The organism is Bradyrhizobium sp. BLXBL-01 (assembly GCF_051853025.1).
In the GTDB taxonomy this organism is placed as follows: Bacteria; Pseudomonadota; Alphaproteobacteria; order Rhizobiales; family Xanthobacteraceae; genus Bradyrhizobium.
In genome coordinates, this window is record NZ_CP182471.1 from 6571866 (window position 1) to 6591356 (window position 19491).

Here is a 19491-nt window from a genome sequence, read left to right on the forward strand (position 1 = left end):
GTGCGATAGATGGATTTGAGGCGCTGCTGTGCGGCGGAGTTACAGGAGTGCGTCTCAGCGTTCTCCTTCGGACAAATCAACGGAGGAGCCACTGCCGCCGTGATCCCCCGAGCGGACGGCATGGCCAGCGGCCGAGGCACCATGCCGAATGGTCTCGGCACGCTTCATGCGGCGAGCCCAATCAGGCTGCCCTTCGGCCGGGGAGCTCGCGCCCTGCTCGCTTGCTTGGCTACGTCCAAAGGCAGCCGCGGCTCGGCGCAAAGGACTCGTCGCAGCCGAGCTGCCCGCCTCCCCCAAGCCGGCAAGGCCGCCGCTTCGATAGGCGGCTGTTGCTCCGGTTACGACAGCGCCGCCACCGCGCGCCGCGCCTGCAATCGCACCGCCTGCGAGACCAGCACCGCCTGCGGCAAGTCCTGCGCCCGCCGCAACCATGCCGCCAGCAGCAAGCCCTGTTCCAATCGCGGCTCCGGCGCCGAGTTGAGGTCCGCCCGAGACTAGGCCGTTTGCGATACCCGGACCGAAGATGCCGAGGCCCAGCAAGGAAAGCGCCGCAAGCACCAGCGTCATCGCGTCTTCGATGGTCGGCTGTGCACCGCCGAAACCGGCGGTGAACTGTGAGAACAAGGTCGAGCCAATGCCGACGATAACGGCCAGGACCAGGACCTTGATTCCAGAGGATATGACGTTGCCAAGGACACGCTCCGCCGCGAAGGCGGTCTTGCCAAACAAGCCAAAGGGAATGAGCACAAAGCCCGCCAGCGTCGTGAGCTTGAACTCGATCAGGGTGACAAAGAGCTGGATCGCCAGAACGAAGAAGGCGAGCAGCACCACGGCCCACGCGAACAGGAGGACAACGATCTGGACAAAATTCTCGAAGAAACTGATGTACCCCATCAGGTTCGAGATCGAATCGAGGAGCGGTCGGCCGGCATCAAGTCCGACTTGGGCGATCTTTCCCGGCCGCAGGAAATCCGACGCAGATAGGCTTGTGCCGGTCGCTTTCAACCCAAGACCCGCAAAGCTTTCGAAGACGACGCGCGCCAAGCTGTTCCAGTTGCCGATCAGGTAGGCAAAGACGCCTACGAAGAGCGTTTTCTTGACGAGGCGTACGATGATGTCCTCGTCCGTTACCCAACTCCAGAACAACGCGGCGAGCGTAATGTCGATCGCAGCAAGGGTCGTTGCGAGATATCCGACCTCGCTTCCTAGCAATCCGAATCCGTTGTCAATATAACGCGTGAACGTTTCAAGGAACTGATCAATGATCCCCGTGCCAGTCATGGCTTGCCCGCCTCAGGGGTCATCAGGTTCGGATATCCCTGCGGGATCCGGCTTTGATCCTTTGGAGGGAGCGCCCCGCCGCCGGCGGAATCGTCGCGTCCTGGAACTGCTGCACCGTCTTTCTTGCCCAAGAAGCGACGGCGATTTTCGGCCCAAACTTGCTTGCAACGCAAATAACCCGCTGCTTGCTCCGCAGTGACGCTGCGGCAGCGCGCGAGGTCTGAGTTGGTTGCGTCTGTGGTCTGCTCTGCTTTCGGCGGCGGAGGACCGTCTCCGCCGCGAAGCTGAATCGTGCAGGCAGTGACGACCAACACTCCAATTGTTGTAAGCAGCGACAATGCCTTGAATGCCCGGATGTCGGTCATCAGTGGAACATCTGCACGTTTGAGGATTGATAGCCCTGCCCCGGCGTAAGAAACCGCCGGAGCTGTTCGCGGCCCTGGTCCTTGGCCGCCGCGCGTTGCGCTGCTTCAAGGCTCTGCGCCCTACCATGTGCCGCCACGAGAGCCGTCAGGTCCGCCAGCTGCTGCGCATTCAGTGCGAGAATCTGATTGCCGGCCTGTGTCGCCTGCAGGGCGCCGCTAGCGCTCTGACTCGACGTCACGAGTGCAGACATCTGTATTCGATTAGTATCGAGGTTGCCAACGATGCCGGCCTGGACACGAAGGGCGTCCTGCGTTGCGGCATAAGAATCCTGCCAGCGCGATTGAGCATTGGAGATCAGCAACTGATCCGACTGGCTGCTGGCGGCGGGCGCGTAGCTCGTCGAGAAGGCATGATCGATCTGCTGGACGTCATAGGCAACGCGCTGCGCCTGGGCCAGCAATTGCTGAGTCCGCTGGATCGAGGATTGCAGTTGCTGCAGCGACGAATATGGCAGGCTTGCCAGGTTCTTGGCCTGATTGATCAGCATCTGCGCCTCGTTCTGCAACGAGGTGATCTGATTGGTGATCTGCTGGAGCTCTCGCGCGGCGGTCAGGACGTTCTGGACGTAGTTGTTGGGATCGAAGACGATCCATTGGGCTCGCGCCGGCACCGTGGCATCGAATATCAGCGCGATGGCAGCAGCAGCCGCCAGGCCAAGACGCCTCATAGCGATTTCTCCAGATTGACGAGATTGGGGATCAGGTCGAGAGCCCACGCGACGCCACGGTGTTGGAGCCAAGCCGGGACAAAGCCGTCAGGGCCATGTTCGGCGAGGAGTTGCGCTATGGCAGCCTGATCTGTCTTGGAAGAAGCTGCCGTAAAGGCGAGCGCGACTTCACCAAGTCCAAGTTCGAACATGCGGTTGCCCCGGCGCGACTGGCAGTAGTAGTCGCGCTTTGGCGTTGCCCGGCTCAGAAGTTCGATTTGGCGATCGTTCAGTCCGAAGCGGCGGTAGATGGCGGTGATCTGCGGTTCGATCGCCCGTTCATTCGGCAGTAACAGACGGGTTGGGCAGCTTTCGATGATCGCCGGCGCGATCGCGGAGCCGTCGATATCCGACAACGACTGGGTGGCGAAGATGACGGACGCATTCTTCTTCCGAAGCGTCTTCAGCCATTCGCGGAGCTGGCCGGCAAAGTCCTCGTCGTCGAGGGCAAGCCAGCCTTCGTCGACAATGAGAAGTGTCGGCCGGCCGTCGAGACGGTCTCCGATCCGATGAAAGAGGTAAGCCAGAACGGCTGGGGCGGCGCTCGTTCCGATTAACCCTTCAGTCTCAAACGCCTGAGCCGAAGCTTCGCCAAGGCGCTCGAATTCGGCATCGAGCAGGCGCCCGGAAGGTCCGCCCAGGCAGTATGGTTGCAGGGCGCGCTTCAGGGAGTTCAATTGAAGCAGGACCGACAGGCCCGTCAGGGTGCGCTCCTCTCTCGGCGCCGAAGCGAGAGACGTCAGCGCCGACCACAGATGATCCTTGACCTCCGGCGTGATCTCGACCTTTTCCCGCGCCAGGATCGCGCCGATCCATTCCGTAGCCCATCCGCGCTCGGCGGAATCGTCGATCCAGGCCAAAGGCTGCAGCGCGACTGGGTTTTCGTCCCCGTCAGACAGCGCACCGCCGAGATCATGCCAGTCGCCGCCCATGGCGAGCGCGGCCGTACGAATTGAACCGCCAAAATCGAACGCAAAGACCTGAGAATTCGGGTAACGCCTGAACTGTAGCGCCATAAGCGCAAGGAGGACCGACTTGCCAGCACCGGTCGGGCCCACCACAAGGGTATGGCCGATGTCGCCGACATGGAGGGAGAATCGGAATGGGGTCGATCCCTCGGTCTTCCCGAACAGGAGCGGCGGACCCTTGAAGTGCAGATCCCTCATCTCGCCGGCCCACACGGCCGACATCGGAACCATGTGGGCGAGGTTGAGGGTCGACACCGGTGGCTGCCGCACGTTGGCGTAGACGTGCCCGGGCAGACTGCTGAGCCAGGCTTCGACGGCATTCACCGTCTCGATCATGCAGGTGAAATCGTGCCCCTGAATGACTTTCTCGACCAGGCGCAGCTTTTCATCGGCAGCATTGGGATCCCGGTCCCAGACAGTAATGGTCGCCGTGACAAAGGCTTGTCCGATCTGATCGGTCCCCAGTTCCTGCAACGCCGCGTCGGCATCAAGCGCCTTGTTGTGCGCGTCGGTATCGAGCAGCGTCGACGCCTCGTTGGTCATGACCTCCTTGAGGATGGCGCCGATGGACTTCCGCTTGGCAAACCACTGACGGCGGATCTTGGTGATCAGTTTGGTTGCATCAGTCTTGTCGAGCATGATCGCCCTGGTCGACCAGCGATACGAGAACGCCAGGCGATTCAGGTCATCCAGAATTCCCGGGGTCGTAGCGCCCGGAAAGCCAACTATCGTCAGGACTCGAAGATTGGCTGAGCCCAACATCGGCTCTAGCCCGCCGGTCAGCGGCTGGTCGGCCAACAGCGCATCGATGTACATCGGGATTTCAGGAACCCGAACGCGATGACGCTTGGTCGAGATCGTCGAGTGCAGATAGGTCAGCGTGTCCTGATCATCGAGCCAGGCGCATTCCGGCATGAACCCTTCGACGAGTTGCAGCACGCGGTTGGTTTGGTCGATAAATCCGCGAAGAACCTCGCGCGCATCTGCTCCAACGGTGCGATCCCGGCCCTCATAGAGAAGTCGTTCTGCCTTGGCAGCCCCCTCCTCCGGTGGCAAATAGAGGAAGGTCAGGAAATAACTCGACTCATAGTGGGTGCCCGCCTCTTCAAACAGAGCTCTGCGCTCCGCGTCGACCAGCGCGGATGCGACATCCGGAAAGGTGCTCGGAGGATAGGCTCCTGCAAAATGGCGCTGCGCCTCAACGAACACGGCCCAGCCGGATCCCAGGCGGCGGAGGGCATTGTTCAGACGGCCGGCGACGGCGACAAGCTCAGCCGGCACTGCGCTATCGAGGTCAGGCCCCCGGAACTTCGCCGTCCGCTGGAACGAGCCGTCCTTATTCAGGATGATTCCCTCGTCGACCAGGGCTGCCCAGGGCAGGAAGTCGGCGAGCCGCGCATTGGAATGGCGATATTCGGCAAGGTTCATCATGACCGAGAGCTCAGGTGTTGAGATGACCGGGGATGCGCAGATGTCGGCGCACCACATCGACAAAAGCGGGGTCGCGCTTGGCGGCCCAGACAGCGGCCATGTGGCCGATGAACCAGAGAACAAGACCCGCGATCCAGAGCCGAAGTCCGAGCCCTAAGGCTGCCGCAAGCGTGCCGTTGACGATTGCGACCGAGCGTGGCGCACCGCCCATCAGGATGGGCTCGGTAAGTGCGCGATGAACTGGCACAACAAAGCCTGTGACAGGTTCATCCATCAGATCACCACGCCACCGCCGAAGGAGAAGAACGACAGGAAGAAGCTTGAGGCCGCAAACGCGATCGACAGACCGAACACGATCTGGATCAGTCTGCGGAAACCGCCCGAGGAATCCCCGAATGCGAGCGTTAGGCCCGTCACGACGATGATGATGACCGCGATGATCTTTGCGACCGGCCCCTCCACAGACTGCAAGATCTGATTGAGCGGCTGCTCCCACGGCATGTTCGAGCCAGCCGCCCACGCGGGCCGAACTGCCAAAAGCATGGTGCCGTAGGCGGCCAACGGTGCACCTCGACGAAAGCGAAATTGCTGACGCATGTCAGTCTCCTGCTGTTGTAAGGCTGTAGTCGCCAGTGGCACCGAGCCCTGAGACGGTGGCGAGCTCAGCGAGGCGGCGGTCAGCACCGCGTCCCACCAGCACGGCGACGAGGTCGATGGTCTCGGCGATCAGGGCGCGGGGAACCGTGATGACAGCTTCCTGGATGAGCTGCTCGAGCCGCCGCAGCGCGCCGAGCGCAGTCCCAGCATGGATGGTACCAATGCCGCCGGGATGGCCGGTGCCCCAGGCCTTGAGGAGGTCGAGTGCTTCGGCACCTCGGACTTCGCCGATCGGGATGCGATCAGGACGCAGTCGGAGGGACGAGCGGACAAGATCCGACAGCGTCGCCACACCGTCCTTGGTCCGCAGCGCAACGAGATTGGGCGCCCTGCACTGTAGCTCGCGGGTGTCTTCGATCAACACGACCCGATCGGAGGTCTTCGCCACCTCGGCCAGGAGTGCATTTGTCAATGTTGTCTTGCCGGTCGATGTCCCACCGGCAACGAGGATGTTCTTCCGTGCTCCGACCGCGTTCTTCAGGATCCTGGCCTGCTCTGAGGTCATGATCTTCTTGGCGGCGTAGTCGTCGAGCGTAAACACGGCAACGGCGGGCTTGCGGATAGCAAAGACCGGTGCTGCAACGACCGGAGGCAAGAGACCTTCGAAGCGCTCGCCTGTCCCAGGCAGTTCGGCCGAAACCCGTGGCGCGCCGGCGTGCACTTCGGCCCCCACATGATGCGCAACCAGGCGAACGATCCGTTCGCCATCCGCGGCCGACAGAGTTTCGCCAGTGTCGATCAGGCCGATCGACAACCGGTCGATCCACAGCCGCCCATCGGGATTGAGCATCACCTCGATGATCTCTTCGTCTTCGAGGTAGCCGGCAATCGCCGAGCCGAGCGCGCTGCGCAGCATTCGCGCACCGCGCGACCTCGCCTCCGATTGAATGGAATGGATTGCCAACGTTCGCCCCCATCAAACGAGAACGTTCAGCGAGCGTCCTCAGATGGAGATGATTAGAAAAGGCACCAATGGTCTTGGCGCAACAAGCGCTTTCCGTCATCGTAGGCTGGCGTAGAAAAAGAAAGACTGAGAACTGATGTTTGAGGCCTACTCAATTGTATCATAATCGGCGGGCTACAGCTCACCACTCCGCATCGTCCTCCGCAGGCAGGAGGATGACCGAATCCTCATACAACCCAACTGAGTCGACGGCGCAGGAAACATGGGCCGGCTTGAAGAAGAGGATTGAACTCATCCGCGGAGTGATGGATCGGCGCCCGGGCAGCGCGAACCAGACCAACGCCGCGATCTGCAGCGCTACGTTGAGACCGAAAGCGACTTGATAGGCCTGGACCGGTCGATGACCATCGATCGCGGTCCATTGCTCAAGGATCAGGCCTGTCACGTATTGCGCCAGGAACGCCCAAGCAAAGTGCAAGACGTTTAGGGCGCCGTTGGCACGACCGGCAAGCTCCGGCGGAAAGTAATCTGCTATTACCGCGAAGCTGACCACCGTTGCCGTTCCGGCAATTGCGACAACGGACCAGGGCAAGATGGACGGCAGAGGCACTCGCAGGATCAAAGCTAGCTCGGCTGCGACAAACAGCACCGCAACCGTCGCTAATACCGTCTCCGCCCCGATGCCCCTTCGTTTGACGTAATGGACGGTCATCCCGAACAACAAGGCGCCGCAGCTCAAAACGATCGACATTATGAACAGCTGTCTTACGAGACTTGCGCGATCAAGCCCCTCCACGTCGGTCAGCCATGGTGATGCCCACAGTCCTTGCAGAGACCAGGATGATCCAATGCAAGTCGCCGAAAATGGGGCCACTCGCCAGAAGCGACGATCGGCGAAAACGGAGCCAAGGGTAGCGCGCGTTGTTGATGGAACAATGCCTCGTTCGGGCACCACGACATAGATGAGAATGGCCGTCGCACCGGTGGCGGCCGCCAGAATCTCAAAGAGCTGCCGCCACCCCATCCAAGCGAGTAGGTGTTCGACGGGAGCCGTAGCAGTCACCGCTCCAAGTGATCCCAGCATGATCATGTAGCCGTTCAGCAAGGCAACTCGATCCCTGGGGAACCAAAGGACGATGGACTTCAGCCCTGCCGTCAGCGCCGCGGCCACGCCAAGCCCGATCATTGCACGCGCGATCAGAAGCGACAGGAAACCGGTCGATACCGCGAACAGTCCGGCGCCCAATGCTGCGAGCAATAGCAGAACACTCTGGACGCGGCGCGGACCAAAGCGGTCCAGCAATATGCCGACTGGGATCTGCGCCGCCGCGAAAACGAGGAAATAGACCGAGGTAAGCAACCCGAGGTCGGCAGTCCCAAGCCCGGTGTCGGAGCTGAGATGACTGGCGATCAAAGCATTAATCGTTCGAAACAGGTACGAAAGATAGTATCCAACCGCAAACGGGAGAAATATGCGCGCGGTGAGGCGCCATGCCCCTGAAATCTGCATGCTGGCCCCTGTTGCTGTCAGCTCGCGCAAGCCGATAGCGTGACCAGCTTTTCGTGAGTTCAGCTAAATCGCTGCGGGCGTAGGCTAGCGAAGAAAAAGAAGGACCGGCGAAATGGTGTGCCTGCGTAGTTCAATCAGGTTTCTTCAACCGGCTCCTGACTGCGGATATCTTCCGGAATCTCGCGCAGAAAGCTTTGGCCCTTTTGCAAGCGACGCCCAAGCGCCTCGACAAATCCCTCGAAGCGCTCCCTGCCCTTTGCCTGCGCGGCCGCCTGTGCATCGTTGGGCAACGGTGGCGTAATAGTCAGCCAGAACCGAATGAACAGAGCCAAGGTCTCCGCCGTCAACCCAAGGTCGCGCTCGAGCCTCTGCATCTGACGCGACAGCCGGTCGAGGCGCCGGGTAAACGCGGCCTCTCGCCGGTCAGCGCCGTCCGGCGATAGAAACGAAGCGACCGCAGCTTCCACGATCGCAGACCGAGAAAGCTTCTTGCGATCGGCAAGCTCCGAGATCTGTTTCAGAAGCTCTGGCGGGAAATAGACGTTCATCCGGTCGCGCATATTGCCTCAGAACTCCATACCGTCATTGGGATCCATGGCGACTTGACGCGCGACGCCACGCATCTGCTGGCGTATGAGCCGGGACTGGCGGACCGCGTCCTCGTCGTCGTCAAGAACGGAGGCAAATTCCTCTGCCGGCGTTGGTTCGGTCGTTTCCTTGGCGATCGCGACGTGGTCGGGAAGTTCGGGCTCACGACGAAGCCCGCTATTCGCTGTGTCTTCCACGGCCTCCGTGGCTCCGTCAGTTGGACCTGCCGTCGGCTTCAACGGTCCGAGCGCTGACCATCCGTCCGTTCGCGGCGATCGGCCGGCGCTCGCGGGATCGGGCGGTGACAAAACCCGCTCGGTGAACCGGCGATCCTCGTAATAGCGGACCTTCTTCGCCCTGATCGGCGCCGTCCCTGCCACCATGACGATCTCGTCCATCGGCGGAAGCTGCATGACTTCGCCAGGGGTCAGCAGCGGCCTTGCGGTCTCCTGGCGCGAGACCATCAGGTGCCCCAGCCAGGGATTCAACCTATGACCTGCGTAGTTCTTCATTGCCCGCATCTCCGTCGCCGTGCCCAGCGCATCGGACACCCGCTTGGCCGTCCGCTCGTCATTGGTCGCGAAGCTGACGCGGACATGGCAGTTGTCGAGGATCGCGTTGTTCGGCCCGTAGGCCTTCTCGATTTGATTGAGCGACTGCGCGATCAAGAAGCTCTTGATGCCATACCCCGCCATGAAGGCGAGCGCGGACTCGAAGAAATCCAGACGCCCCAGCGCCGGGAACTCGTCAAGCATCATCAGCACTCGATGCCGGCGTTCGCGGGCGTGCAAGTCCTCGGTCAGGCGCCGGCCAATCTGGTTCAGCACCAGCCGGATCAAAGGCTTGGTCCGCGAGATATCGGAGGGCGGTACCACGAGATAAAGCGTCGTGGCACTGTTGTCTGCGGTCAGATCGGCAATCCTCCAGTCGCAGCGGCGGGTCACCTGGGCTACGACGGGATCGCGGTACAACCCGAGGAACGACATCGCGGTGGACAGGACGCCGGAACGTTCATTCTCCGACTTGTTCAGGAGTTCGCGCGCGGTCGAGGCGACCACTGGATGGGCACCCTGCTCGCCAAGATGCGGCGTCGTCATCATTGCCTTCAGCGTCGCCTCGATCGGCCGCTTCGGATCAGACAGGAAGGCGGCGACACCGGCCAGGGTCTTGTCCACCTCGGCATAGAGCACATGGAGGATGGCGCCGACCAGGAGTGAATGACTGGTCTTCTCCCAATGGTTCCGCTTGTCGAGTGAGCCTTCGGGGTCGACCAGGACGTCGGCGACGTTCTGCACATCGCGAACCTCCCATTCCCCGCGTCGGACCTCGAGCAGCGGATTGTAAGCCGAGGATTTAGGGTTGGTCGGGTCGAACAACAGGACACGGCCATGCCGCGAGCGAAAGCCCGCGGTCAGCTGCCAGTTCTCACCCTTGATGTCGTGCACGATGGCCGAGCCGGGCCATGCCAACAACGAGGGAACGACGAGCCCGACGCCCTTTCCGGACCGGGTGGGAGCAAAACACAACACGTGCTCCGGCCCATCATGGCGGAGGTAGTCGCGGCCGAGCTTGCCCAGCACCACACCATCCGGACCGAGAAGTCCGGCCGCTCGAACCTCTTCCGCGTCAGCCCAGCGCGCCGAACCATAGGTCTCGACATTCTTGGCTTCACGCGCCCGCCAGACCGACATGCCGATCGCCGCCGCGATCGAAACGACGGTCCCTGCTGCTGCGATGAAGGCGCCCTCGACAAAGACCTGCGGCGCATAGGCATCGTAGACGAACCACCACCAGAAGAAGATCGGCGGATAATAGATCTTGAAGCCCAACAGTTCGAACCAGGGCCGCCCAAGCTCGGGCTGGTAGGCCAGTCGCCATGCCGTCCACTCGGTTGCTCCCCAGATGGCGAGCAAGACGATCAGGCCGACAACGATCACCTGCCCCCAGAGTATTTTGGTTCCGGACATTCCGAGCGTCCTTCCGCAGCTGAATTGGCGAGATACCTAGAGGCCGAGGTCGCGCTTCCGGCCAAAGCCCCATTCGATGCCCCCGCCGTCCTTCACGACGCCGGTGACGTGTTGGCCGAGCTTCTTTTCGAGTTCGCGCGACCAGGGCACGAGTTGGAAGCCGAGCCCACTATCGATCATGGCGAAGCGTCCCGAGGTGAGCGTCAGCCGCTGGCGATACGTGCCCGCCACATGCTCCCCGGAGGCGGCCTTCACGCGAGGCAGACCGGTGTCGGCCGAAAGCTTTGCTGCCACCTCGTCCAGTTCGCGTCTGCGCAACGTGTCCAGGAGATCGCGCTGCAGGATGATGCGCTGGCCCTGCCGCCGCGCCAGGCCATGCTGGATCAGGTGCTCGGTACGGGCTTCCAAGGCGTCGCGGGTCTCGCGGCCGAATCCGCCCATGGCGAGCGGCATGGAGTCGCGTTCGACTAGCCTGTGGTCGAGCCAGGTTGCTCCTTTAGCAGCGACTTGACCGGTAAGATCGAGATCGGAACGGGTCGCCAGCACCAAGGTCGGCCGCGGATCGCCGGTTTGACCGAAGCGTCGCACTTCGACGATGCCGCCGATCGGTGGTGCGTGCTCGAAGGCCTCGAGACCTCGGAAGCGCACGTGGTGAGCGCGCCCGTCCGTTCCGTCGATGAGGGCGTAGGCCTCGCCGGTCAGTTCGTCATGCAATCCCCGGTCGACCAGCCGTCCGATAATCTGAGACGTGGGCTGTCCAGCCTCGATGACGAAGTCGGCAACGCCGCGCGATCCCCCACGCTCGGTAAAGGCGCGGTGCATGGTCTTGATGATGTCGCCGCGCATGCCGAGGTCGCGCAAGCTACGCTCCGCCTCAAGTCCGACCATCCATTCCCCTGATGCGGCGGGTGCGGCAACGCCCATTTTCTCCAAGTGCTGAAGGCGGCCAACCATCAGCCGCCTGATCTCGGGATCGGACTTGCCGCGATTCTCCGGCCGAAGATCGATGTAGCCAGTCTCATCTGCCGCCAACCGGATCTCCCGGTCGAGCCGCGTCCAGCGGTCTGCCGTGACTTCCCGCTCCAGCGAATTGCGGATCTCGTGCTCCGGTCTCGGACCCAGTTCGATGGCGACCAGTTCCTCGGCGCGTGAACGCAGACCTTGGCTGATATAGTCGCGGGAGATCACGAGGTCCGCTCCTTCCTGATCTACTCCCCGAACGAGAAGGTGGACGTGAGGGTTGTCGGTGTTCCAATGATCGACAGCCACCCAATCGAGCCGCGTGCCGAGATCGGTCTCCATCTGCCTGGCGAGATCGCGGGTGAAGGCCTTCAGATCGGTCATGTCGCCGGCATCCTCGGGCGAGATGATGAACCGGAAATGATGCCGGTCGTCCTTGCACCGTTCTGCGAAAGCCGCGCTATCGGCTCGGTCGCTGCCGGCATCGAACATCTCGGCACGCTCGCCGCTCCGGGTCACGCCATCGCGCTTCAGATATGAGAGGTGGGCGGTCAGTGGCGCTGAACGGAAGGCTCGCCCTTTGTGCCGGACCACGCGCGCTTTCACCACCACACGCCGGGTCGGGCTGAACAATCTGGCGCGGCCAAAGGACAGACGGCCGCGGCCAAACGTCGAGCGCCCATACGCCGTCGAACGCCTGCCCGCCACAGCCAGATCCGAGGTGTGTCCCAATTTCTTCGCCGCCCGCAGCACCTGGTTGATGAAGCTCTTTTGTTTCGGCGCGCGGGTGCTGCGAATGCGCCCAGGCCGAACACGCAGATCGCTGTCGCCCACGCTCACGGCAGGGCCTCCCAACGATCAAAATCGCACATGGTGCCGAAGACGCGTTTGATGGCATTCGTAAAAATACAAACCGCGGCACGCGCCCCGACCGACCGGCACGCCGGAACCCAAGCCATGTCAATGGCTTGCGGTTCGACCGGCGAGCCTCTTTTATCTCGCCGTCCTGCCGCCGTGGTCTCCCGGTCGCCGGTTCCCGAAAAAGCCGCCGCAACCTGGCAGCCAACTCGCGAAGCCGCCACTGCTTCCGAGCGCTTGCGATAGCGATCGTTACCCGAAGGGCCGAGACACCCGTAGGGTGGCTCGGTGAGGAGCGAAGCGACGAGTAGAGCGCGGGCCGAAGGCATCGCCCATACGCCATCAGCTTGCGAACCAGCACAGTTGGTCATCGCGATTCTCCCGAATCTGATCGATGGACGAACACGCCAATAGGCCGAGCGACCAAACGCGAAACATCGGGCGCCGAAATTGCGGTCGTGACACCGCTCGACAGCATGAGCACCGGCAATCGATCGCGCGTTTTCATGAGATCGGATCGCGTGACGAATAGCGTCGCAGCCGCTGATGATTGTCGGCTGGACGTCCACCCCGGCGGCAGTTCAATCGCAAGCAGATTTGCAAGCTTTGCGACGTACGCCCGCGTCTCGTCTGGCAAGGAACCACCTGCGAGATGCTCTTCATAGCGAGATGGTCCCGCGTTGTACGCGGCAAACACGCCAGGCGAGCCATACCGGTCGAGCAGTTCGCGCAAGTACGCCGTGCCGGCCAGAATGTTGTCGTGCGGATCGTAGGGATCGTTCCCGAGATTGTAGCGCTCGCGAAGTTCCGCCCAAGTCGCCGGCATGATTTGCATCAAGCCCATTGCGCTTTTTGGCGATCTGGCGTGCACGTCCCCAGCACTCTCGACGCTTAGGATTGATCGGATCCAGTTCGGCGCAATCGCAAAGCGTTGTGAGGCTTCATTGATGAAGCCGGCAAATGAGTGAGCGGTCTGACTGATCGCCGGCTGGGCGGCTGATTCGCTCTGGGCCAAAGCAGCACTGCCACCCACGGTCAGAAGAAGTATCAGGGGCACGACAGCACAAACGCGCGTGCCCAACCGGGCCAAGCACGCGGTCGGGCTCGCGCCAGCCTTGCAGACATCGGTCGAGGCGGACGACTGATCCCGCAAACGATCGAACAGGGGAATGGCGAGGAGGACACGTCGAATACACACGATCACTCCTCCCACGTCCACACCGGCATCGCACGGCCGATCACGCTAGATGCCGGAAGAAATCCAAAATATCGGCCATCAAGAGAGTCGTCCGACTGCCAATTCATCAGAAACAGTTCGCCGTCGCCGACGACGCGACAGCCCTGCCATTTCGGCAGCGGCCTGCCTCGTCTGTCGTGATCCTTCGCCTCGCCCACCGCGACGTCGTCGACCGAAATCACGAGGCCGGTTCTGCAAACGGTTTGCCCGGGAAGGGCAAGCACGCGCTTCAGCATGGGGACGCCGATGGGCAAATAGCCGTTAAGGTCGAGGAAGGTCGCGAGCGGCTCCGGCGGCTGCACAGCGACCAATTCAGTGACTTGGAATTTGTCCGCCGGTCGGAGGCTGTAGAGACCGATCGGCACGCTCGCGGACGCGTTCCAGATGTAAAGCGGAAGCGGCTCCAGGACGATCGTCGCGATGAGCGCAGTAGCGATCCCAATCGTCACGGCCAGCATCATTAGGCGGCCCGTCATCGCATCACCTTTTGGCGATGAAGCCAGGCCTGATGGCGCGCTTTCGTATACGAGCGCGGGCTTTCGTTGACGGACAGGCGGTTATGAACGTGATGCCAATGATCAGGAGCGACATCAGCTGGATCGATGCCGAGTGCCTCAACGGCATCGGTCATTTGCAGCACGCCCTCGACCTTCGGCCAGCCGGACAGACGCAGCAAAATCTCTCCGCCGGGTGTCACATAAGGGACGGTCGAGCAGCGCTGTCCCGGAGCGACCGCGCGCAAGATGTCGATACGCGAAATGATTGTGCCAAAGTCGTTGGAGGTCCAACGGACGAAAGCAAAGATGCTGCCGGGCGCAAATGACAGGACGCGCCGATGGCGATCAAGCTTCCGCTCCTTGACGATACGACCGAACCGAATGCGGTTTTCGATACGCTTCTCGAGCCACAGAACTTCCACTTCCGTGAGATCGCTCATGCCGCGGCTCCCTGACGCTGGGGGTGGCAGCCGTGAGCATGGAGTCCGGCGAAAAGCGTATGCGACTTGGAAGGCCAAACAGGACTGGCAACCTGCGGCCGGTCGCCTCCAACGCACTTTGCGGCCTGATCCGTTAGAAGAAATCCGAAGGATTTCTGGTTAGTAAAGTTAGAGCGGCCGGAAAGCGCGGAGAAACAAGCTCTTAAGCTCGATTCCGGTCCCCGATAGCACGAGGATCCGGTCCCCGATAGCACGAGGGTTGCGGTCCTCGATAGCACGGGCTGATTCACAGGTTGTCCTCCGAATATGGAATGAGACCGCGCCGGCGCAGGCGTGCCGTTAAGGGATCAACAGGCGTTGGCGCGAAGTTCAGCCGCTCGGTGCCATCAGGATCCCGTGTGAGCACGAGCTGATAGCCGGGCAATGTCTGGCGCTGAACGATCTGACGTACGTCGTAGGCAAAATGCTTGAGCGGCGAGAGGATGCCGGACTTGGCATGGAGGTGCACAAGGTCAAAACTCCAGCCGCCGTCCTGGCGCCCACCGTGCTTGCGCACTAGGCGGTAGAGCCACCGTTCAAGCCCGCCGGTCAGATCGAAATAGGCTCGATCAATCGTCAGCACGAGCGCGTCATCGATGACGCCCGCGTAGAACCAATCCGGCAGGATCAGCTCGATCCCAAATGGACGGCCATTTGCATCGGCCGTCTCCTTCCACTCATTGATCCAGGAGAAGCGATGCCGTCGCCGTTCTGCCGGCTGGCGGATCGATGTCAGCACAGTTGTTGACTGAAGTCTGTCGAGACCAGCCTTCAGCCGGTCATAATCGCGCGCGCTGGTGCCCCGGCCGACGAACGTCAGAATCTCGTAAGGCGTTGCAGCCATCAGGCGCGATGTCTTCAAGCCGGCGTCACGTGCTTCGACGATCTGGGACGCGGCCCAAATCAGAACGTCTGCATCCCAAATGGTCGCCATGCCGTGTTCCGGAACAGCTTCGACAAGAATTGAGATCGCACCGGCACGAAAATCGATCGGCACAATCCGCTTGGTCTTTGAGAGCGAGAAGAACGGATAGGCCATCAGATCCTGCGCATCGCGCGGCGCGAGATCGCCGGGCAGCGCCCGACAGAGCTCAAGCAGCTCGCGCTCTGCATGGTGTTTGCGCCGCATAGTCACTGCTCTCACGCGGCTATCAGCGACGTTCCTGACCTGCATAGGGACGCAGGGCCGGATGCTTCTTGGCGGGCAGCACGGTCCCCTTGCCGGGATCCGATGTCGACGTCTTGGCGCCGAGATCGGCCCACGCTTTCAGGTCATCGACGGCGTAGACAACACGTCCGCCGATCTTCCGATACGTCGGTCCCGTACCGTACGTGCGGTGCTTCTCGAGCGTGCGACCGGACAGGCCAAGATAGCGGGCGGCCTCAGGCGTACGCAGGAAGCGCGGGGGAAGACCGGCCATCGGATCGGGCATTTGAGAACTCCAGGAGGACAGCGCACTACGCTTGGCTAGGCCGGCGTGTGTGCGGTCATCATGGAGGAGCAAGACCTCGGAGGGGGATGCCGAATGTTGGGGGTGCGATTTTCGGCACCCTCGGGGACAGCGCTAGTCATCCCTGCGCCGGCCCAGGAGCAGCACTTGCTTCTGCTTTTGCCTTGAGGATTGGAGAAGCGAATTCGAGAACTACTCGGCAAGGAAATCGTGCAGGAAAATTTGCGCGGATTTGCAATTGGTGACACGAGGTTCGCCGAATTTGAGCCTATCCTGAAGCCCATTTCATCGAGAGTAAACGGCTGGACTGATCGACAGACTTCTCTTTTGGTTCATCTTCACGATCTTGGAGGTGACTACGCGGCGGGGACTCGACATTGCCGCGTTGCCGACTTGCTGATTGAGGAATTGAGCGAGGCGATAATGGATCGCCTCTATATGGCAACTGGCGGCGGATCCGCAGCTGAAACGGATCGCCTACATCGTGCTCGAAGCCCCCGGAAACCGGCGAACACACGCGGCATGGTCGGGCTTCCTTTTTAGATAGGTCTATTTGACGAGGATCAATTCCGTTCGCGCGGGGATACGATGGGTTTCGCTGCGCTCTACCGATTGAGCAGAGGTCGTCGTGATGAGCAACCACGGTTTGAATCGCCATGTTGAGCGTGAGACAGGAATGTTCGGCAGATGGGTCCGACAGTTCCAGTTGGCATGGCGTCGAGGGAATTGCGATCCGGGCGTCCTATCAAAGCTTTGGCCGATAAACTTGGATATGAATCCGCCGCTGCCTTCTCGGCAATGTTCAAGAAGTATATGGGGCAGCCGCCGGGCCGAGATCTGAGTACCGTGAGATTCTCGGCTAAGATCGGAGAGTAAAACTCATACTCGCTGGATTCCGGCCTCGCCTCCGGGAGGCGGGCTGATGATCCCGGAGGGACCAGACGCCGCTGCGGCGGGACCAAATCAGGGTGAAGCCCTCGTGGCCTTCGATCTTGACGAGCGAGGCGTAGATTGGGGGCCGGTAGGTTCGGATCGTTGAGCCTGACTGAGAGGTAAATCGCAAGCTGCCTCAGGCCAGCCGCGAAGACCCCGCCCGGCGGACCGGACGGGGCTTGGTGAGGCGCTCTTACTCGCCGCTCTTGCGCGGCCGCGACCAGAGGAGGGTGTAACCTTCACCGCTCTCGTCATCGAACAGGTTGGCGTAGATCGGAGCGTTGAAGGAAGGATCGTCGAGCTTGAGTGAGAGGTAGTCCCGGCCCTCCTCGGAGCGCTTCGACCAGGCCGCGCCGATCTCCGCGCGACCCACATAGATGCGGTGGCTGGGAGCGTTGTCGTTGGAGCGGTTGGTCTCGGCGACGATGCGGACGCCCTTGGCCTGCAGGCTCAGGGTGACGATCTCGCCCTGGAAATCGTTGCCGACCTTCTTGAAGGAACCGATGTTAGCCATGTCACTTCTCCTGTTGTGTTTCGAGCCCGCGACCACCGCGGCCTCGATGGCGATCTGCAGGCCGAAGACGATCGGCGACGCACCCGCTCGCGGGCCGGAGCGGAGCGGAGGACGCCGTTGTGGCGACTTTCTTGTCTCGCGAGGAATGGGCGAAGCCCAGGGGAAGAAAGTCGCATCAACGGCGTTGCGGCTCAGACGATCGAGGCGAAGCCGGTCTTCGGCCAGATCAAGCCATCAACGAGGCCACGTGCGTCCGCGTGCTGAACCGCAATCTCGGGAGAAGACATGGCTTATCTCGGTTTTGCTGAACAAGAGGTTGGAACGATTCAGCGCAGATAGAGAAACAATTTGCTGCAAAGGGCGGTATCGTCTCCCAGCAACGGAGCTAGGCAACACGGCTCCGCCGCGGCTGCGTGGGCCAGACCCAAATGCCGGCGGCTTTGATCGAGTAGTTCCGAGGAGGACTGCCTCTCCCGCGCTCAGGGCTCGATCATCCCCCGTTCAGCGCGCCGATTTATGCGAACCTGTCGACGACGAAGGCGGTAAACGGTCATCCCTCGGGCCTTCCGGCCGTAAGAACTGGTTAGACGGACTCTCCATCACTCCACCCGGCTCGAGCGGGCGGGTCTTCGCCAGAACGATCAAGCGCGTCCATGACGTGACCCCAATGCAAACCGCGCCCAGGCAAACGAAGACCTCACGCCAAGCCAACGAAGGCCCCCCGATCTGGGACACGGCGAACACCACATGATAGCCGGCCACGGCGGCGGGAACAGCAAATGCTGTTGCGATCGCGATGCGCAAAGCCAAGGACCGGGTAATCGCGACGGCGGCCTGACCGAAGGCAAGCGTCAACGCCCCACCGGCCGTTCCGATAAGCAGCGCACCGACCACGCCGGCACCATTCTGAAACGCTGTTATTCCGATACTGAGAGCGACGAAAAACGGCAGGGCATACACAGCGAGCGCAAAGATCGCCCAGCAGAAGAAGCCGATGCCGAGTGTGTTGAGAACAAGCCCAAGGGCAAGCATAGTGGTGGCTCCATATGCATAGATCTGACAGTCGCGCCTTCCACCACCACCACGGCGCAATTTTCGATATGGAGCCGAAACGAGGCAGAGTTGCGGCGCATGCAACTCCGCGTTCACGCCGGAGGCGAGAAGGCAGCGCTCACGCGCCGCCGAACCTCCAGACGGGGATGCCGAGCCGCTTCGCTTTGTCTGCCAGGTTGTCCTGGATTCCCGTGCCCGGGAAGTGCATGACGCCGATCGGCAGGAGTTCGAGCATGGCGTCGTTGCGCTTGAATGGGGCTGCCTTGGCGTGCTTTGTCCAGTCAGGCTTGAATGCGATCTGAGGCACCTTGCGGTTGCTTGCCCATTTCGAGGCGATAAGCTCCGCACCTTTGGGCGAGCCGCCATGGAGCAGGACCATGTCGGGATGCTTGGCGTAGACCTTGTCGAGGCGGTCCCAGATGAGGTGGTGGTCATTGAAGTCGAGCCCGCCGGTAAGTGCGATTTTCGGTCCTGCCGGTAACAAGACCTCGGTTTCAGCGCGACGCTTGGCTGCGATGAAGTCGCGTGAGTCGATCATCGCGGCGGTCAGCGTGCGGTGATTCACCAGCGATCCCGATCGAGGGCGCCAGGGCGAGCCGGTGTGCGTCTCGAAGCGTTCGATGGCCTGGTCGCGGAAGAGCTCCAGGCAATTGCGTCGCTCGATCAAGGTGATGCCTTCGGCCGTCAAGCGCTCGAGTTCGACTGATCGAACCTCGGAGCCATTCTGCTCGCGTTGGCTCTTTTGCTGCGCCTGTTCGTTGTCGTCGAGATCGCGCTCGACGCGATCGACGGCTCGATGGAACAGGTTGACTGTCGACCAGAGCAGATCGCCCAGGTCCGGCTCGAGCCGCGTGTCGCTCAGTGTTGCGACCAGGGCGTCGAAGATGTCGGCGACGGCGCCCGCGATGATCTTAGCCTCGGGAAGTAGCCGTGGATCGGGCTGATCGTCGAAGGGACGGTAGCCGAAGAGCTGTAGTTCGGTGAGGACGTGGTCAGTTGGAGAAGAGCCGTGCTGCGGTTCAATGTCGTCGTGGTCGGTCATGGAAGGACCCTTTGCCGGATCGGCCGCGC

21 protein-coding genes and 1 pseudogene are annotated in these 19491 nt (G+C 61.6%); 1 reads left to right on the forward strand and 21 read right to left on the reverse strand.

All coding sequences use genetic code 11. The features are described 5' to 3' along the window. Positions 1-54: 54 nt before the first annotated feature. The 17 genes from trbL to ACNJYA_RS30605 form a co-directional block, all read right to left on the reverse strand. The gene (trbL, locus tag ACNJYA_RS30525; protein WP_439401205.1) at positions 55-1281 is read right to left on the reverse strand and encodes a P-type conjugative transfer protein TrbL; all 1227 of its coding nucleotides are present in this window, start codon (positions 1279-1281) and stop codon (positions 55-57) included. Continuing rightward, positions 1278-1646 (reverse strand): putative entry exclusion protein TrbK-alt, encoded by a 369-nt coding sequence (gene trbK-alt, locus ACNJYA_RS30530; protein ID WP_439401206.1) that lies wholly within the window; start codon positions 1644-1646, stop codon positions 1278-1280. The genes trbL and trbK-alt overlap by 4 nt, the downstream gene beginning before the upstream one ends. Beyond that, positions 1646-2374, reverse strand: a complete 729-nt coding sequence (gene trbJ, locus ACNJYA_RS30535) for a P-type conjugative transfer protein TrbJ (RefSeq protein WP_439401207.1) — start codon at positions 2372-2374, stop codon at positions 1646-1648. The genes trbK-alt and trbJ overlap by 1 nt, the downstream gene beginning before the upstream one ends. Next, positions 2371-4812, reverse strand: coding sequence for a conjugal transfer protein TrbE (trbE, locus tag ACNJYA_RS30540; RefSeq protein ID WP_439401208.1), 2442 nt, complete (start codon positions 4810-4812; stop codon positions 2371-2373). The genes trbJ and trbE overlap by 4 nt, the downstream gene beginning before the upstream one ends. Before the next feature lie 10 nt (positions 4813-4822). Further along, on the reverse strand, positions 4823-5086 hold the full coding sequence (locus tag ACNJYA_RS30545; RefSeq protein ID WP_092295110.1) for a VirB3 family type IV secretion system protein: 264 nt from the start codon (positions 5084-5086) through the stop codon (positions 4823-4825). After that, complete coding sequence (locus ACNJYA_RS30550) at positions 5086-5355, reverse strand: TrbC/VirB2 family protein (protein ID WP_244609116.1); 270 nt, start codon at positions 5353-5355, stop codon at positions 5086-5088. The genes ACNJYA_RS30545 and ACNJYA_RS30550 overlap by 1 nt, the downstream gene beginning before the upstream one ends. A gap of 55 nt (positions 5356-5410) precedes the next feature. Beyond that, positions 5411-6325, reverse strand: coding sequence for a P-type conjugative transfer ATPase TrbB (gene trbB, locus ACNJYA_RS30555; RefSeq protein WP_370143078.1), 915 nt, complete (start codon positions 6323-6325; stop codon positions 5411-5413). A gap of 229 nt (positions 6326-6554) precedes the next feature. Continuing rightward, positions 6555-7883: an MFS transporter gene (locus ACNJYA_RS30560; protein WP_439403492.1), complete on the reverse strand. Its 1329-nt coding sequence runs from the start codon at positions 7881-7883 to the stop codon at positions 6555-6557. A gap of 134 nt (positions 7884-8017) precedes the next feature. Beyond that, the gene (locus ACNJYA_RS30565) at positions 8018-8443 is read right to left on the reverse strand and encodes a CopG family transcriptional regulator (protein WP_109144858.1); all 426 of its coding nucleotides are present in this window, start codon (positions 8441-8443) and stop codon (positions 8018-8020) included. A 6-nt stretch (positions 8444-8449) separates the two neighbouring features. Beyond that, positions 8450-10438 (reverse strand): conjugal transfer protein TraG, encoded by a 1989-nt coding sequence (locus ACNJYA_RS30570; protein ID WP_439401209.1) that lies wholly within the window; start codon positions 10436-10438, stop codon positions 8450-8452. A 36-nt stretch (positions 10439-10474) separates the two neighbouring features. Beyond that, positions 10475-12238 (reverse strand): relaxase/mobilization nuclease domain-containing protein, encoded by a 1764-nt coding sequence (locus tag ACNJYA_RS30575; RefSeq protein ID WP_439401210.1) that lies wholly within the window; start codon positions 12236-12238, stop codon positions 10475-10477. Then, positions 12235-12627 (reverse strand): hypothetical protein, encoded by a 393-nt coding sequence (locus ACNJYA_RS30580; protein WP_439401211.1) that lies wholly within the window; start codon positions 12625-12627, stop codon positions 12235-12237. Before ACNJYA_RS30580 ends, ACNJYA_RS30575 begins: the two co-directional genes overlap by 4 nt. Continuing rightward, positions 12624-13460, reverse strand: coding sequence for a lytic transglycosylase domain-containing protein (locus ACNJYA_RS30585; protein WP_439401212.1), 837 nt, complete (start codon positions 13458-13460; stop codon positions 12624-12626). Before ACNJYA_RS30585 ends, ACNJYA_RS30580 begins: the two co-directional genes overlap by 4 nt. Further along, on the reverse strand, positions 13457-13969 hold the full coding sequence (locus ACNJYA_RS30590) for a S26 family signal peptidase (RefSeq protein ID WP_439401213.1): 513 nt from the start codon (positions 13967-13969) through the stop codon (positions 13457-13459). The genes ACNJYA_RS30585 and ACNJYA_RS30590 overlap by 4 nt, the downstream gene beginning before the upstream one ends. Next, entirely contained in the window at positions 13966-14430 is a 465-nt protein-coding gene (locus ACNJYA_RS30595) for a DUF2840 domain-containing protein (RefSeq protein ID WP_439401214.1), read from the reverse strand. The genes ACNJYA_RS30590 and ACNJYA_RS30595 overlap by 4 nt, the downstream gene beginning before the upstream one ends. 286 nt (positions 14431-14716) lie before the next feature. Then, positions 14717-15598, reverse strand: a complete 882-nt coding sequence (locus ACNJYA_RS30600; protein ID WP_439401215.1) for a replication initiator protein A — start codon at positions 15596-15598, stop codon at positions 14717-14719. A gap of 22 nt (positions 15599-15620) precedes the next feature. Further along, positions 15621-15902: a helix-turn-helix transcriptional regulator gene (locus ACNJYA_RS30605; protein WP_036006809.1), complete on the reverse strand. Its 282-nt coding sequence runs from the start codon at positions 15900-15902 to the stop codon at positions 15621-15623. A gap of 729 nt (positions 15903-16631) precedes the next feature. Here ACNJYA_RS30605 and ACNJYA_RS30610 point away from each other — a divergent pair. Beyond that, on the forward strand, positions 16632-16796 hold the full coding sequence (locus tag ACNJYA_RS30610) for a helix-turn-helix domain-containing protein (protein WP_439403493.1): 165 nt from the start codon (positions 16632-16634) through the stop codon (positions 16794-16796). Positions 16797-16863: 67 nt separating this feature from the next. Here the strand turns inward: ACNJYA_RS30610 and ACNJYA_RS30615 are convergent. The 4 genes and pseudogenes from ACNJYA_RS30615 to ACNJYA_RS30630 form a co-directional block, all read right to left on the reverse strand. Beyond that, positions 16864-16975, reverse strand: a pseudogene (locus ACNJYA_RS30615) (DUF736 family protein); the annotation flags it as partial. 71 nt (positions 16976-17046) lie between these two features. Next, positions 17047-17367 carry a DUF736 domain-containing protein gene (locus tag ACNJYA_RS30620; RefSeq protein WP_036006807.1) on the reverse strand — a complete coding sequence of 107 codons (321 nt, stop codon included), beginning with the start codon at positions 17365-17367 and terminating at the stop codon, positions 17047-17049. Between the two features lie 501 nt (positions 17368-17868). Beyond that, entirely contained in the window at positions 17869-18399 is a 531-nt protein-coding gene (locus ACNJYA_RS30625) for a hypothetical protein (protein ID WP_439401216.1), read from the reverse strand. A gap of 139 nt (positions 18400-18538) precedes the next feature. Further along, positions 18539-19462 (reverse strand): DUF2493 domain-containing protein, encoded by a 924-nt coding sequence (locus ACNJYA_RS30630; RefSeq protein WP_439403494.1) that lies wholly within the window; start codon positions 19460-19462, stop codon positions 18539-18541. Positions 19463-19491: the final 29 nt, after the last annotated feature.

Coding starts and splice junctions, on each gene's coding strand:
- ACNJYA_RS30565 (WP_109144858.1), bottom strand. CDS start 8,443: ATGCGCGACCGGATGAACGTCTATTTCCCGCCAGAGCTTCTGAAACAG.
- ACNJYA_RS30620 (WP_036006807.1), bottom strand. CDS start 17,367: ATGGCTAACATCGGTTCCTTCAAGAAGGTCGGCAACGATTTCCAGGGC.
- ACNJYA_RS30550 (WP_244609116.1), bottom strand. CDS start 5,355: ATGCTTTTGGCAGTTCGGCCCGCGTGGGCGGCTGGCTCGAACATGCCG.
- ACNJYA_RS30610 (WP_439403493.1), top strand. CDS start 16,632: ATGGCGTCGAGGGAATTGCGATCCGGGCGTCCTATCAAAGCTTTGGCC.
- trbB (WP_370143078.1), bottom strand. CDS start 6,325: ATGCTGCGCAGCGCGCTCGGCTCGGCGATTGCCGGCTACCTCGAAGAC.
- ACNJYA_RS30560 (WP_439403492.1), bottom strand. CDS start 7,883: ATGCAGATTTCAGGGGCATGGCGCCTCACCGCGCGCATATTTCTCCCG.
- ACNJYA_RS30605 (WP_036006809.1), bottom strand. CDS start 15,902: ATGCCCGATCCGATGGCCGGTCTTCCCCCGCGCTTCCTGCGTACGCCT.
- ACNJYA_RS30590 (WP_439401213.1), bottom strand. CDS start 13,969: ATGACGGGCCGCCTAATGATGCTGGCCGTGACGATTGGGATCGCTACT.
- trbL (WP_439401205.1), bottom strand. CDS start 1,281: ATGACTGGCACGGGGATCATTGATCAGTTCCTTGAAACGTTCACGCGT.
- ACNJYA_RS30570 (WP_439401209.1), bottom strand. CDS start 10,438: ATGTCCGGAACCAAAATACTCTGGGGGCAGGTGATCGTTGTCGGCCTG.
- ACNJYA_RS30595 (WP_439401214.1), bottom strand. CDS start 14,430: ATGAGCGATCTCACGGAAGTGGAAGTTCTGTGGCTCGAGAAGCGTATC.
- trbE (WP_439401208.1), bottom strand. CDS start 4,812: ATGATGAACCTTGCCGAATATCGCCATTCCAATGCGCGGCTCGCCGAC.
- ACNJYA_RS30580 (WP_439401211.1), bottom strand. CDS start 12,627: ATGACCAACTGTGCTGGTTCGCAAGCTGATGGCGTATGGGCGATGCCT.
- trbK-alt (WP_439401206.1), bottom strand. CDS start 1,646: ATGACCGACATCCGGGCATTCAAGGCATTGTCGCTGCTTACAACAATT.
- ACNJYA_RS30545 (WP_092295110.1), bottom strand. CDS start 5,086: ATGGATGAACCTGTCACAGGCTTTGTTGTGCCAGTTCATCGCGCACTT.
- trbJ (WP_439401207.1), bottom strand. CDS start 2,374: ATGAGGCGTCTTGGCCTGGCGGCTGCTGCTGCCATCGCGCTGATATTC.
- ACNJYA_RS30600 (WP_439401215.1), bottom strand. CDS start 15,598: ATGCGGCGCAAACACCATGCAGAGCGCGAGCTGCTTGAGCTCTGTCGG.
- ACNJYA_RS30625 (WP_439401216.1), bottom strand. CDS start 18,399: ATGCTTGCCCTTGGGCTTGTTCTCAACACACTCGGCATCGGCTTCTTC.
- ACNJYA_RS30630 (WP_439403494.1), bottom strand. CDS start 19,462: ATGACCGACCACGACGACATTGAACCGCAGCACGGCTCTTCTCCAACT.